Source organism: Acidovorax sp. GW823-FHT05D11, assembly GCF_058795695.1.
Window position 1 is genome coordinate 177,082 of sequence record NZ_CM179502.1, and the last position, 13,646, is coordinate 190,727.

The 13,646-nt window shown below is 70.8% G+C and carries 12 protein-coding genes; 7 read left to right on the forward strand and 5 right to left on the reverse strand.

Annotated features, from left to right (window positions below; genetic code table 11):
- The first annotated feature begins 139 nt into the window (after nt 1-139).
- Nucleotides 140-952 carry a class I SAM-dependent methyltransferase gene (locus tag AC3RCE_RS00845; RefSeq protein ID WP_492246182.1) on the forward strand — a complete coding sequence of 271 codons (813 nt, stop codon included), beginning with the start codon at nt 140-142 and terminating at the stop codon, nt 950-952.
- 102 nt (nt 953-1,054) lie between these two features.
- Here the strand turns inward: AC3RCE_RS00845 and ubiM are convergent, their stop codons facing one another.
- The 4 genes from ubiM to AC3RCE_RS00865 form a co-directional block, all read right to left on the reverse strand.
- A complete protein-coding gene (ubiM, locus tag AC3RCE_RS00850; protein WP_492254306.1) occupies nt 1,055-2,380 on the reverse strand; it encodes a 5-demethoxyubiquinol-8 5-hydroxylase UbiM in 1,326 nt (441 codons plus the stop codon).
- A 196-nt stretch (nt 2,381-2,576) separates the two neighbouring features.
- Nucleotides 2,577-3,008 carry a hypothetical protein gene (locus tag AC3RCE_RS00855; protein WP_218296491.1) on the reverse strand — a complete coding sequence of 144 codons (432 nt, stop codon included), beginning with the start codon at nt 3,006-3,008 and terminating at the stop codon, nt 2,577-2,579.
- A gap of 231 nt (nt 3,009-3,239) precedes the next feature.
- The gene (locus AC3RCE_RS00860) at nt 3,240-4,157 is read right to left on the reverse strand and encodes an alpha/beta fold hydrolase (RefSeq protein WP_218296492.1); all 918 of its coding nucleotides are present in this window, start codon (nt 4,155-4,157) and stop codon (nt 3,240-3,242) included.
- A 250-nt stretch (nt 4,158-4,407) separates the two neighbouring features.
- The gene (locus AC3RCE_RS00865) at nt 4,408-5,013 is read right to left on the reverse strand and encodes a TetR/AcrR family transcriptional regulator (protein ID WP_218296493.1); all 606 of its coding nucleotides are present in this window, start codon (nt 5,011-5,013) and stop codon (nt 4,408-4,410) included.
- A 106-nt stretch (nt 5,014-5,119) separates the two neighbouring features.
- Between AC3RCE_RS00865 and AC3RCE_RS00870 the strand changes: the two genes are divergently transcribed.
- Nucleotides 5,120-7,195, forward strand: a complete 2,076-nt coding sequence (locus AC3RCE_RS00870; protein WP_492254307.1) for an acetoacetate--CoA ligase — start codon at nt 5,120-5,122, stop codon at nt 7,193-7,195.
- A 24-nt stretch (nt 7,196-7,219) separates the two neighbouring features.
- Here the strand turns inward: AC3RCE_RS00870 and AC3RCE_RS00875 are convergent, their stop codons facing one another.
- Nucleotides 7,220-8,149 (reverse strand): LysR family transcriptional regulator, encoded by a 930-nt coding sequence (locus tag AC3RCE_RS00875; protein ID WP_218339232.1) that lies wholly within the window; start codon nt 8,147-8,149, stop codon nt 7,220-7,222.
- A 128-nt stretch (nt 8,150-8,277) separates the two neighbouring features.
- Between AC3RCE_RS00875 and AC3RCE_RS00880 the strand changes: the two genes are divergently transcribed.
- The 5 genes from AC3RCE_RS00880 to AC3RCE_RS00900 all read left to right on the forward strand — a co-directional run bounded on the left by AC3RCE_RS00880 (nt 8,278) and on the right by AC3RCE_RS00900 (nt 13,634).
- Nucleotides 8,278-9,249 carry a Bug family tripartite tricarboxylate transporter substrate binding protein gene (locus tag AC3RCE_RS00880; protein WP_218296496.1) on the forward strand — a complete coding sequence of 324 codons (972 nt, stop codon included), beginning with the start codon at nt 8,278-8,280 and terminating at the stop codon, nt 9,247-9,249.
- Nucleotides 9,246-10,493, forward strand: a complete 1,248-nt coding sequence (locus AC3RCE_RS00885) for a CaiB/BaiF CoA transferase family protein (protein ID WP_218296497.1) — start codon at nt 9,246-9,248, stop codon at nt 10,491-10,493. Before AC3RCE_RS00880 ends, AC3RCE_RS00885 begins: the two co-directional genes overlap by 4 nt.
- A complete protein-coding gene (locus tag AC3RCE_RS00890) occupies nt 10,490-11,647 on the forward strand; it encodes an acyl-CoA dehydrogenase family protein (RefSeq protein WP_492244813.1) in 1,158 nt (385 codons plus the stop codon). The genes AC3RCE_RS00885 and AC3RCE_RS00890 overlap by 4 nt, the downstream gene beginning before the upstream one ends.
- Before the next feature lie 136 nt (nt 11,648-11,783).
- Complete coding sequence (locus AC3RCE_RS00895) at nt 11,784-12,830, forward strand: acyl-CoA dehydrogenase family protein (RefSeq protein WP_492255448.1); 1,047 nt, start codon at nt 11,784-11,786, stop codon at nt 12,828-12,830.
- Nucleotides 12,831-12,845: 15 nt separating this feature from the next.
- The gene (locus tag AC3RCE_RS00900; RefSeq protein ID WP_492254308.1) at nt 12,846-13,634 is read left to right on the forward strand and encodes a crotonase/enoyl-CoA hydratase family protein; all 789 of its coding nucleotides are present in this window, start codon (nt 12,846-12,848) and stop codon (nt 13,632-13,634) included.
- Nucleotides 13,635-13,646: the final 12 nt, after the last annotated feature.

A 13,646-nucleotide genomic window follows, 5' to 3' on the forward strand; every position in this document is an offset into this window, starting at 1 on the left:
CCTGCGACCACAGGAGGAGACGATCTTGCCGCTGCAGCCGCACCGAAGCCGACGCCGTCCCCGGGCATCCGCCGGGCGGGTGCCCGCGCCACGCAGCGCCGCGGCACCGGCCCCGCTGCGGCACGCGCCCTTGCCCGCCGTGCCCAGCACCCTGCTCATCCCGCTGGCGGCGCGGGCGCGGGGCAACCATTACTTTCCCTGGCTGGCCTGCGGCGATGCGGTGGCCGCCGGGCTGCTGGAGCGGCTGGGCACCGATGTGGAGCCCTACCTCAACGACCTGCCCACCGTGCTGAACGTGCTGTGGCGCACCCGGATCATCCGGGACACCGCGCAGGGCTTCTTCCTCAGGCACCCCGGGGGCCAGGGCGTGAACCTGGGCTGCGGCCTGTCGCACCATTTCCAGTGGCTGGACACCGGCGCCAACCACTGGCTCGACGCCGACCTGCCCGAGGTGATGGCGCTGCGCCGGCAACTGCTGCCCGCGCGGTGCCCGCGCACGCGGCTGGCCGAGGCGGACATCACCCAGCCCGGCTGGTGGCGCCGGCTGGGCCTGCCACCGCGCGCGGCGGGGAGCGGGGCGGCAGCGGCGCCCGTGCTGGTGGTGTGCGAGGGTGTGCTCATGTACCTGGAGCCAGGCCAGGTGCAGGCCGTGCTGCACGAGTTCGCGCAGTGCGCGCCCCCGGGCTCGCGCCTGGTGCTGGACGTGCTCACCCACCGGGCCGTGGGCACGGCCGGCCGGCACGCGAGCGTGGGGCCCACGGGGGCCGAGTTCCGCTGGGGCCTGGCACGCCTGGCCGACCTGTCCGCCGCGCACCCGCGCCTGGCGCTGCGGCACGCGCACAGCGTGGCGGAATGCTATGGCTGGGCGGGCCTGGCGCTGGAGACCCTGTGGTGGCCCTGGCTGGGCGCGCCGCTGTACGGCATGGTGGAGCTGGAAGTCACCACCCCCTGAGCGCCCGTGGCGTGGGCGCGGGCGCTGCCACTTCTTCCCTTCCGCGCGTGGAAAGGGGGCGGCACCCGGTGGCGGCCGGCGGGCTGGCCGGGGGCGGACGTGTCACTGCCGTGCCAGGCGCCCCAGCAGCTCGGTCCACGCGGGCGGCTTGCCGGTGAGCTGCCCCACGATGGCCGCCTGCAGCGGTGGCAGGCGCCGGGCGCCCTGCAGCACCAGCTGGCGCAGCAGGCGGGGCAGGGGGCGGGCATCGGTGTACAGCCGCACGATGGCGTTCGTGCCTTCGTAGATCGGCCATGCGTGGTGGTGGTGCGCGCGTCCATAGCCGGACAGGATTGCGCTGTCTCCGATATCGCGGCCCTGGCCGCGCGCGGCCAGCAGGGCGGCGGTCAGGCGCTCCACCCCGGCCAGGCCCAGGTTGTAGCCGTGGGCCGTCACCGGGTGCATGCCCACGGCCGCGTCGCCCAGCAGCGCGCAGCGGTGGGCGGCAAAGCGTTCCGCGTACACGGCCACCAGCGGGTAGGCGTGGCGTTCTCCGTCGAGCTGCATGGGCCCCAGGCGGTTGTCGAACTGCGCCTGCACCTGGGCGGCAAAGGCGTCGGCAGGCAACGCCATCAGCGTGGCGGCATCCGCAGCGCCTGCGGTGACCACGACCGAGCACAGGTGCGGGCTGCCGGCCGTGTCGGCCGCGTCTGCGGCATCCACCGCATCCGGCAGGGGCAGGATGGCCAGCGTGCGTTCGTAGCCGAAACACTCGTGCGCCACGCCGCCATGGGGCCGGGCATGGCGCATGCGGCAGACGATCACGGTGCGGCCGAAGTCCGCCATGCGCGCGCCAATGCCCAGCTGGCGCCGCGTGGCCGAGAAGCGGCTGTCCGCCGCGACCAGCAAGGGGGCCTGCAGGCGCTGGGGTGAAGGGGCCTCCGCGTCCGGGGCCGTGTCTGTGGGGGTAAGCAGGCGGTACTCCAGCTCGGCATGCGTGGCCAGGGTGGCCACGCGCGTCACCTGGGCGCCGGTGACGATGCGCACGCCGGGCGTTTGCGCGGCCACCGCATAGGCGGTGCGGCGCAGCGCGTGGTTGGGGACGATGAAGCCCAGCGCCCCGTGGCCCGAGCGCTGGGCGTCGAGCTGCAGCGCGCTGCGCTGGCCGAGCGGCCCGTCATGCACCTGGGCCTCGCGGATGGCGCCGGTCTCGTGCGGCGCCAGTTGCGCCCAGGTGCCCAGCCGCTGGAGCGTGGTGCGGCTGGGGTGGGTCAGCGCGATCTCGCGGCCGTCGGGCGCGGGGGCGGCCAGCGCGGCCTGGGGCTGCTGCTCGACCACCGTGGCCGTGAAACCGGCGTGGGCCAGGGAAATGGCCAGCGACAGGCCCGCGGGCCCCGCGCCGACGATGAGGACATCGCTGTGGGAGGAGGAGAAGGAGGAGGAAGTCATGGCAGGAAAAGGCAGGAGGTGGACAGCCTGGTATGCACCCCCGCGGCCGGAGGGGATCGCCTGCCATTGTGGATGCGCTCCGCGCGCCGGGGGTTGCCCTGCGTCAAGTGTGCGCGCAGGATATGCTATTAAATATATAGCTGTCGGCGCTGATGTATCCAGCGCTAGGGGCCCCAAAGGCCCCAAGGCCCGTGGATCAGGCCCGGGCCGGCTTGCGCGGCGGGCGCTTGGCCGCTTTCTTCTTTCCGGCGCCGCCGGCAGGCTTGCCGCGCAGGTGCAGCCCCCAGGTGACCAGCAGCCACAGGTACGACGCCAGCACGCTGTAGGCCGCCACGGCCGCCAGCGACAGGGGCGGGGCGGTGATGGAGCGCGGATTGGCCATGGTTTCCAGCAGCTGGCGGGTGCCGGCGCCCAGCACGGCCTCGCGGCTGCCCGAACGGGCCATGCGCGCCGCCATGAAGATGAAGAACTCCATCAGCAGCGCGCCGATCAGGAAACACGCCAGCAGGGCCAGCAGGTGCGAGAACGCGCGGCGGTCGCCCTTGGCCAGGAAATAGAAGGCCGACACCAGCACCAGCGCGGGCAACAGCAGGGCCAGGGCGGGCCAGGCGGACAGGAGAGCGTGCATCGGAGACAACAGGTAGCAGCGTGGGGCCACCGGTGGCAGGCAGCACACCGGTGAATCATCGGCAAGAGCGGCCCTGGGGGCACGCACGACTGCGGATGATAGGCGCTGGCCGCGTCCTGTTCGCCTTGCGGCTGTAACTGTTGGCGACACCGCGCGGCGGTGCGCCGAGCCACCCCGCACCGCCCGCTGCGCCGCGCGGCCCCCCGCCGGGCCCCCTGGCTCCCGGGCCCGTCAGCGTGGATGGCCCGGGCCCGCCACGAAATCGGCCACGGCCGCCAGCACGCCATCCTGCTGCAGGATCTTGCGGTGGCCCAGCCCTTCGGTGGCCAGCAGCGTGGCGCCCGGAATGTGGTCGCGGTAGGCCTCGCCATCGGCAAAGCGGTTGATGCGGTCGCCCCGGTCGTGCACCACCAGGGTGGGCAGCGCGATGCGCGGACCCACGGCCGGGGGCTCGAACTGGCGCATCAGGATGCCCTCGCGCGCCTCGATGCGCCGCTGCATGGAAGCGCGCGTGCGCTCCGACAGGCCGAACACCTGCGCGAACAGGCGCGTGTATTCGTGGGGCGACGCGGGCGGCGCCAGCAGCACCAGCCGCCCGGTGGCCAGGCCCCGGCTGGCCGCATGGGCCGCCGCGTTGGCCGCGAGCGAATGGGCTACCACGGCGCTGGGCGCCGAATCCTGCGCATGCAGGCGGGCGGTGGCGTATTCGATGGCGCGCGCGAACTGCGGCAGGTTGCTCACGCGGCCCCGGCTGCCGCCGTGCGCGGGCAGGTCCACCAGCACCGGGCGCAGGCCCCGCGCGGCCAGGGCGCCGGCCAGCGGCAGCATCTGGCGCGCGTGGCCGCCCCAGCCGTGCAGCAGCAGCACCGTGGGGCCGTGCGGCTGGGCCTGGGGCAGGTAAAGCGTGATCTCGGCGTCTTCGAACGGCCAGCGTTCCGTGCGCCAGTGGCCGGGCGGCACGGCGCTGCGGCCCGGTTTGCGCAGGGGCAGGGGCGTGCCGAAAAGGCGGTAGGCCGCGCGCACGGCCAGCGCGGGCCACAGGCGCTCGGTGGTGCCCAGCGCCACGCGCAGCAGGCGCATGCCGGGGTGTTCGCCGTAGAAGCTGGACGTGGCCTGCAAGGCGGTGGAGGAGGAAGGGGAGGCGTTCATGGGGGGCTCCGGAAAGGGAGGGAATGGGGGGCGGACGCGGTGGACGGTCAGTAGAAGATCCAGTCCCGGTTGCTGCGCGGAAGGCGGGCGAGTGTCTGGCGCAGCGCCCGGACGGCGCCCGCCGCGGCCACGATGGCGGCGATACCCAAGATGATCAGCATGGTGGTTCCTTTCTTCGCACGGTTGTGCGAAATTGGGGCAAAGAAAAACAAGAGGCATCCATCGCGCAAGAACAAGCGGAGGGGGAGGATCAGGCGGTCTGATAACTCTTGACGAGGCGCGCCCAGGACGCCTCGGTGCGCTGCACTGCCTGCGGATCGCGCAGGAAGCGAACGTCGTGCAACAGGCCCATGGCCATCGCATAGATCTCGCCCACCAGCTGGTCGGGCGGGGTGTCGGGGGGCAGGTGCCCGGCCTCGATGGACTGGATCACCGTGCGGCGCAGGGCCGCGCGCCAGCGGGTGATCTCGGCGTGCAGCAGGTCGCGCAGCTCGCCGTCGCGGTCGTCCAGCTCGAAGGCGCCCGCCGTATAGATGCAGCCGGTGAAGGCCTCCACGTCGCGCGTGCGGGCAATCCAGCGGCGCACGATCTCGTTGAGGCGCGGCAGGCCCTTGGGGTGCTGCATGGCGGGCACGAACACATCGGCCAGGAAGCGGCGGCCAAACTCCTCGATCACCGCCTTCTGCAGCGCCTCGCGCGAGCCGGCGCGCGAGAAGACGCCACTCTTGGACAGGCCCACGCGGTCGGCCACCGCCTGCAGGGTGATCGACTCCAGCCCCTCGGCCGCGGCCAGGTCCAGCGCCGCGCCCACGATGGCCGCGCGGGTGAGTTCCGATTTCTGGGTTTTTGCATCCATGGCGCTAATTTAGCACGATTGTGCGAAATGCGGAATTCCCCCTGCTGTCAAGCGGGTGACGGGGATGGCTGGCCTGCGCCCCGTGCCGCTGGTACGCTGCGTCGCCATGGAGACAACACACAACACCCCGCCTTTCATTCCCCAGATCCGCCTGTACCAGGACTGGCTGCGCGACCAGCGCGGACTGCAGTTCGACAGCTACGACGCCCTGTGGCGCTGGTCCACCACCGAGCTCGATGCCTTCTGGCAAAGCGTGTGGGACTACTTCAAGCTGGAGTCGCCCACGCCGCACACCGCCGTGCTGGGCCAGAACACCATGCCCGGCGCGTTGTGGTTCCCGGGCGCCCAGGTCAACTACGCGCGGCAGGCGCTGCGGCATGTGGATGCGGCGCATGCCGCTGGCCTGCCGGCCATCATCAGCCGCAACGAAAAGGGCCACCACCGCGAAATGAGCTGGCCCGAGCTGCGCCGCCAGGTCGCGTCGCTGGCGTTGCACCTGAAGGCCCAGGGCGTGGAGCCGGGCGACCGCGTGGCCGCCTACCTGCCCAACGTGCCCGAGGCGATGGTGGCCTTCCTCGCCACGGTGAGCGTCGGCGGCGTGTGGAGCATCTGCGCGCCCGACATGGGCACCCATGCGGTGCTCGACCGGTTCCGCCAGATCGAACCCAAGGTGCTGATCGGCGTGGACGGCGTGACCTACGGCGGGCGCGACCACGACCGCACCGGCGTGCTGGCCGAGCTGCGCGCGGCGCTGCCCAGCGTGCGGCACGCGGTGTTGCTGGGCAATCTGGATGCTTCTGTTTCGATAGCTGGTTACGCAAGCTGGACGAGCGCTACAGCCCGAAATGATGCTGCAACTGAAGCTTTCGAGCCGATGTGGCTGCCGTTCGACCACCCGCTGTGGATCGTGTATTCCAGCGGTACCACGGGCCTGCCCAAGCCCATCGTGCACGGCCACGGCGGCACGGTGCTGGTGGCGCTGCAGCTCAAGGTGCTGCACAACGACATCGGCTGCAGCTACGAGCCCAACAGCTTCGGCGAGCGCTACCACTGGTACAGCTCCACGGGCTGGGTGATGTGGAACGCACAGCTCTCGGGCCTGCTGTCGGGCACCACCTGCGTGATCTACGACGGCAACCCCGGCGGCAGCAAGGACCACCCCGACTGGGGCGTGCTGTGGCGCTTCGCGGCCGAGACGGGCGTGACCTTCTTCGGCGCGGGCGCGGCGTTTTTTGCCAACTGCATGAAGGCGGGCATCACGCTGGCCGAATACGGCGACCTCACGCGCATCCGCGCCTTGGGTACCACCGGCTCGCCGCTGTCGCCCGAGGTGCAGGAATGGGGCACGGCGCAGTTCGAGGCCCTGGGCACGCACGACATCTGGTGGAACAACATCTCGGGCGGCACCGACTTTTGCGGCGCCTTCATCGGCGGCAACCGCGAGATGCCCCAGGTGCCCGGCGAGATGCAATGCCGCATGCTGGGCGCGGCCGTGGAGTCCTGGAATGCCGAGGGCGTGCCGGTGATGGACGAGGTGGGCGAGCTGGTGTGCGCGCAGCCCATCCCGTCGATGCCGCTGTACCTGTGGGGGGACAAGGACGGTTCACGCTACCTGTCGAGCTACTTCGACATGTACCCGCCTGGCCACGGCCGCCAGCCCGGCGGCGGCGATGGCCCCGCGCGCATGGGCGCGGTGTGGCGCCACGGCGATTGGCTCAAGATCGGCGCCAACGGCGGCTGTGTCATCTACGGCCGCAGCGACGCCACGATCAACCGCCATGGCCTGCGCATGGGCACGAGCGAGATCTACAGCGCCGTCGAAGCCCTGCCCGAGGTGCTCGACAGCCTGGTGGTGGACCTGGAATACCTGGGCCGCGAAAGCTACATGCCGCTGTTCGTGGTGCTGCGCCCCGGCCACGCGCTGGACGAGGCCCTGCGCGCCCGCATCAACGGCGCGGTGCGCACGGCGCTGAGCCCGCGTTTCGTGCCCGACGACGTCTTCGCGGTGGCCGAGGTGCCGCGCACCTTGAGCGGCAAGAAACAGGAGCTGCCCATCAAGAAACTGCTGCTGGGCCAGCCCATCGAAAAGGTGGTGAACAAGGACGCCATGGCCAACCCGGGCTGCCTGGACTGGTATGTGGCGTTTGCCGCCGAGCGCGCGGCAGAAGTGCAAAATACATAGCTGCCCGCGCTTGCGGGCTGTACGCTACAGCCCGGTTTGATCCATATCCGGGCCGGGTCGGGGCACGCTGGAAAAGCCCATCGCATGCTCGATGAAGCGCTCCACGAGCCGGCTGGCCTCTCCCGCGCGCCGCGCGAGCGCGATGCCCACCTTGAAGCCCGGCGGGTTGTCGGTGAGCGCCAGGCACTTCACGCCGGGCGGCACCACCAGCCGCGCGACGCCGGCCACCAGTCCCACGCCCAGGCCCGCGGCCACCAGGCTCATGATGGTCTGCACCTGCATGGCCTCCTGTGCCACGCGGGGTGAAAAGCCCGACAGCTGGCAGCGCAGAAGCGCCAGGGCGGACAGCCCGGGCACTTTGTCCTGCGGGTACATGATGAAGGGCTCGCCCGCCGCTTCCGAGAGCGCGATCGCGTCGCGCTTCGCCAGCGGGCCGTGCGCGGACACGGCGAGCACGAAATCGTCGCGGTCCATGGGCAGGAGCTCGAACGGCTCGGGGTGCAGAACCGGGTAGCGAACGAATCCCACGTCGAAGCGGCGCGCCAGCAGCCCGTCGAGGATTTCGGTCGATGTGGCCTCCGACAGCTCCAGCTCGATCTGCGGGTAGCGCGCCCGCACGGACGGGATCAGCTCCGGCAGCAGGGCATAGGTGGCCGATCCGATGATGCCCAGGCGCAGCAGGCCGCCCAGCCCCTCGCGCGCGTCCGCCACGGCCTGGCGGCAGCGCTCCGCATGAAACAGCGCCAGGTGCGCCTCGGGCAGCATGGCCTGGCCCTCGGCCGTCAGGCGCACGCCAGTGCTGTGGCGCTCGAACAGGCGGCTGCCCAGTTCCTCCTCCAGTTTGCGCACGGACACCGACAGCGGCGGCTGGGCCATGTGCAGCAGCTCGGCGGTGCGGTGGAAGTTGCCGGTTTCCGCCAGGGTGACGAATTGGCGCAGCTGGCGCAGGTTCATGGGATACCAAACAAATATCGGTTTGTGAATTTTTAATATTAGACAGCATGGGTGCCCGCTGCCTACATTCGCCTGCAGGCCTGGGCAGGGCCTGACGATCAAAAAAATTCCATGAAGGAGACACCGTGATGCAATCCCGTAGAACCGTGGCCGGCGCGCTGCTGGCGCTTGCCGCCACGGCCCTGGCCCCCGCCGTGCAAGCCCAGGCATTCCCTGCCAAAACCATCAAGTTCGTCGTGCCCTTCGGCCCCGGCAGCGGCACCGACACCTCGGCGCGCTACTTCGCGCGCAAGCTGCAGGACCTCACGGGCCAGGCCGTGGTGGTGGAAAACAAGCCCGGCGCCAACGGCTTCATCGCCGTCAAGCAAGTGCTGTCGGCGCCGGCCGACGGCTACACCGTCTTCATCGGCAGCAACTCCACGCTGGCGGTGAACGCCGCGCTGTTCAAGGAGCTGCCGTACGACCCGGTGAAGGACTTCTCGCCGCTGACCATGATGATGCGTTCGCCCGCCATGATCGCGGCCATGCCCAAGGCGGCGTACAGCGACCTCAAGGGCCTGATCGCCTATGCCAAGGCCAGCCCGGGCAAGGTGAACTTCGGCGCGGGCTCGGCCGGCTACCAGCTCATGGGCGAGTTGCTCAACGACACGGCGGGCATCCACACCGTGCACGTGCCCTTCAAGGGCGCCGGCGAGACCATGACGGCCGTGGCCTCGGGCACCGTCGACTACACCTTCGCCGAGGTGACCGCCGTGCAGGAGCTAGCCAAGGGCGGCCGCGTGAAGGTGCTGGCCGTGGCGTCCGACAAGCGCGTGGCCGCGGCGCCGGACGTGCCCACCGCCACGGAAGCGGGCCTGCCGGGCTTCGAGGCCTACACGTGGGTGGGCGCCATGGTCAGCGCCCAGACCCCCGCCGCCGAAACCGCCCGGCTGGCCGAGCTGTTCACCGCCATCTCCAGGATGGACGAGACCCGTGCCTTCTACGAGCGCATCGGAGCCACCGCCATGACCGGTGGGCCCGCGCAGATGCACGAGTTCCAGAAAAACGAGATCGTGCTGTGGAAGCGCATCGTCACCCAGGCCAAGGTGCCGCTGCAATGAGCGGTGCTCCCGCCGTGCAGCCGGGTGCGCTGCAGCATGTGAAGGTGCTCGATCTGTCCCGCGTGCTGGCCGGACCCTGGGCCGCGCAGACCCTGGGCGACCTGGGGGCCGAAGTGATCAAGGTCGAGCGCCCGGGCACCGGCGACGACACCCGCGCCTGGGGCCCTCCCCATGTGACGGACGCGGCGGGCCAGCCCACCGGCGAGTCGGCCTATTACATGTGCACCAACCGCAACAAGCAGTCGGTGACGGTGGACTTCACCCGGCCCGAGGGTCAGCGGATCGTGCGCGAGCTCGCGGCGCGGTGCGACGTGCTCATCGAGAATTTCAAGACCGGCGGCCTGGCGCAGTACGGGCTCGACCATGCGAGCCTGAGCGCGCTGAACCCGCGCCTGGTGTACTGCTCCGTGACCGGCTTTGGCCAGGACGGCCCCTACGCGCACCGCGCGGGCTACGACTTCCTGATCCAGGGCATGGGTGGGCTCATGAGCATCAGCGGCCACCCCGACGGGGCACCCGGCGGCGGTCCCATGAAGGTGGGCGTGGCGCTCACCGACATCCTCACCGGGCTGTATGCGAGCACGGCCATCCTCGCTGCGCTGCAGGCGCGCGAGCACACGGGCCGGGGTCAGCACATCGACCTGGCGCTGCTCGACGTGGGCGTGGCCTGCCTGGCCAACCAGGGCATGAATTACCTGTACGGCGACAAGGTGCCGCAGCGCATGGGCAATGCGCACCCGAACACCGTGCCCTACCAGGACTTCCCCACGCAGGACGGCCACATGATCCTGGCCATTGGCAACGACGGACAGTTTGCACGCTTTTGCCATGCCATCGGCGAACCGGACTGGGCGCAGGACGAACGCTTCGTGTGCAACGCCGGCCGCCTGGCCCACCGGGAGGAACTGGTCGGCCGCATCCGCGCCGCCACGGTGGCGCGCACCACGCGCGACTGGATCGCTCTGCTGGAGCGGCACGCCGTGCCCTGCGGCCCCATCAACACCGTGCGCGACGTGTTCGAGGACCCACAGGTCCAGGCCCGGGGCCTGCGGATCGCGATGCCGCACCCGCAGGCGGGCGAGGTGCCTCTGGTGGCCAGCCCCATCCGCCTGTCGGACACGCCCGTCACTTACCGCCACACGCCCCCGCAGCTGGGCCAGCACACCGACGAGGTGCTGGCCCGCTACCTGGGTTTTTCGCCCGCGCAATTGCAGGCCTACAAGGACGACGGAGTTTTGGGATGAGCACCCTGGATTCACTGGCGCTCACGCGCATTCCCGCTGAAGACGAGGCACTGCGCGCCGAGGTGCGCGCCTTCCTGCAGGAGGCCATTGCCGACCTGCCCGCGCACATCCGCGCGCGCTCCTGGGGCGGCTACAGCAGCGCTCTGAGCCGCCGGCTGGGAGACAAGGGCTGGATCGGCATCACGCTGCCCAGGGCGTACGGCGGGGGCGGGCGCAGCGCGTTCACGCGCTACGTGTTGGTGGAGGAATACCTGGCCTGCGGCGCCCCCGTGGGTTCGCACTGGATCGCCGACCGCCAGAGCGCGCCCCTGATCCTGAAGTACGGCACCGAGGCGCAAAAGCAGTTCTACATTCCGCGCGTGTGCAAGGGCGAGGCGTTCTTCTGCATCGGCATGAGCGAACCCAACGCGGGTTCGGACCTGGCCAGCGTGAAGACGCGCGCCGTGCCCAATGCGCAAGGCTTTGTGCTCAACGGCCAGAAGATCTGGACCACCAACGCCCACCACTGCCAGTACATGATCGCGCTGGTACGCACCTCGGGCACCTCCGAGGACCGCCACCAGGGCCTGTCGCAGGTCATCGTGGACCTGTCGCTGCCGGGGGTCACGGTGCGCCCCATCGAAGACCTCTCTGGCGACAGCCATTTTTGCGAGGTGTTCTTCGACAACGTGCAGCTGGGGCTGGATGCGCTCATTGGCGCCGAGGGCCAGGGCTGGGAGCAGGTCACCGCGGAGCTGGCGTTCGAGCGCAGCGGGCCCGAGCGCCTGTTCTCCTCCATCGTGCTGTTCGACCAGTGGCTCGGCTACGTGCGCACGCCCCAGGGACGCACCGACTCGGCCGTGCGGCTGGCGGGCAAGGTGCTCACGCAGCTGGCGCCGCTGCGCGCCATGTCCGTGTCGGTGCAGGAAAAACTCACGCAGGGCGCGAGCCCCATCGTCGAGGCGGCGCTGGTGAAGGAGCTTGGAACCACCCTCGAGCAGATGATTCCAGCGGCCATTGCCGAGGACCTGTTCGCGCGCGAGGCCGAGGACGTGCCCGTGGAGCTCCTGATGACGCTCAAGTACGTGACCGAGGCCTCGCCCTCCTTCTCGCTGCGCGGCGGCACGCGCGACATCCTGCGCGGAATGATCGCCCGCGGCCTGGGCTTGAGATGAGACACCCCTGGGCTGCTGCGCGGCATCTCTCGCGCGCGCGCTGCGTGGGGACCGTGCCTGGCGCCTCCGACCGGGCCGCGCTTCGGCCAGGGGCCGGGGGGCAGTGTGTGCAACGCAATGGATGACCGACATGAGCATGAATGACAACGACCTGTTCGCCGATGCCGCGCACGACGTGCTGGCGGACCGGTGCACCCCCGCCGTGGTGCGCGCCATCGAGTGCGGCGGGCGCGCGGCGGATGCCGCGCGGGGCCTGTGGGAGCAGCTGGAATCCACCGGCCTGGCCGACGCCCTGCTGGGCGAAGAAGAGGGGGGGGCGGGCCTGGAACTGGACCAGGCCTTTGGCGTGCTGGAGCAATGCGGTGCCCACGCACTGCCGCTGCCCCTGGCCGAGACCATGGTCGCGCGGGCCTTGCTGGCCCAGGCAGGGCTGGTGCGCCCGCAGGGCAGCATCGCCCTGGCACGCGGCCAGCGTGGCGCCGGCGGCGGTCTGCACTGCGCGCTGGTGCGCGGCGGCCAGGTGGCCGATGCGGTGCTGGTGCAGGCCGGCGGCGCCTGGCACCTGCTTCCCGTCGATGGCGCCCACGCCCATGCGCATGCACTGGCGCTGGACGCGGCGCTGACCTGGTCGGCCGCGCAGTGCGATGCCGCCCCCACGGTGGGCGTGGATGCCGCGCTGGACGTGCGCACCCTGCAGGCCGCGGTGGTGGCAGCGCAGATGGCCGGCGCCCTCAGCAGCGTGTTCCAGCGCACCCTGCGGTACGCCAACGAACGCCAGCAATTCGGCCGCCCCATCGGCAAGTTCCAGGCCGTCCAGCACCAGCTGGCCGTGATGAGCGAACACGTGTTTGCCGCGCGCATGGCCGCGCAGCTCGGCTGCAGCGGCGGCGTGGGCGTCCAGCCCGACCGACTGCGCGTGGCGACCGCCAAGGCGCGCTGCAGCGAGGCCGCGCTGGCCGTGTCGGAAGCCGCCCACGCCATCCACGGCGCCATCGGCTTCACCGAGGAGCATGACCTGCAGCTCTTCACCCGGCGCCTGCATGCCTGGCGCCAGACGGCCGGCAGCGAGGGGTACTGGCACACCGTGGCCGGCGAGGCGCTGCTGCAGCACAGCGGCATCACGCTCGACCTGGTGCGCCGCATCACCGACGTCGAATTCCCGGCCCGAGTGCCACTTCGCTGACTGGAGACATTTGCCATGGCCTTTCTGACCATTGAACGCGACGGCGGCATCCTCACCGCCACCATGAACCAGCCCGAAACGCGCAACGCGCTCACCGGCAACACCGCGGTGGACGAGTTCGTGCAGCTCTGCGAGGACGTGCGCCGGGATGCCGGCGTCAAGGTGCTGATCCTCACGGGCGCGGGCCCCATCTTCAGCTCGGGCGGCAACGTCAAGGACATGAAGCGTTTCTTTGATGATGCGTGCACGCCCGACCTGATCCGCGAGGAGTACCGCCAGGGCATCCAGCGCATCCCCCAGGCGCTGTACCAGCTCGATGTTCCCGTGATCTGCGCCGTCAACGGCCCGGCCATCGGCGCGGGGCTGGACCTGGCCTGCATGTGCGACATCCGCATCGCCAGCGAGGCGGCCACCTTCGCCGAGAGTTTTGTGCGCGTGGGCATCGTGCCCGGCGACGGTGGTGCCTGGCTGCTGCCGCGCGCGGTCGGCAGGGCCAAGGCGTCCGAGATGGCGTTCACCGGCGAGGCCATCGGCGCGCAGGAGGCGTTGGCCTGCGGCCTGGTGAGTCGCGTGGTGGCGGCGGACCAGTTGCTGCCCGCCGCGCGGGCGCTGGCCGCCAGGATCGCGGCCAACCCCGGCGCCGTGATGCGGATGACAAAACGCCTGCTGCGCGAGGGCGAAAACGCCTCGCTGGCCTCGCTGCTGGAGACTTCGGCGGGCTACCAGGCCATCGCGCACAAGACGGCAGACCACCGGGAAGCGGTGACCGCCTTCATTGAAAAACGCGCGCCGAAGTTCCAGTGAGGCACCGTGCCC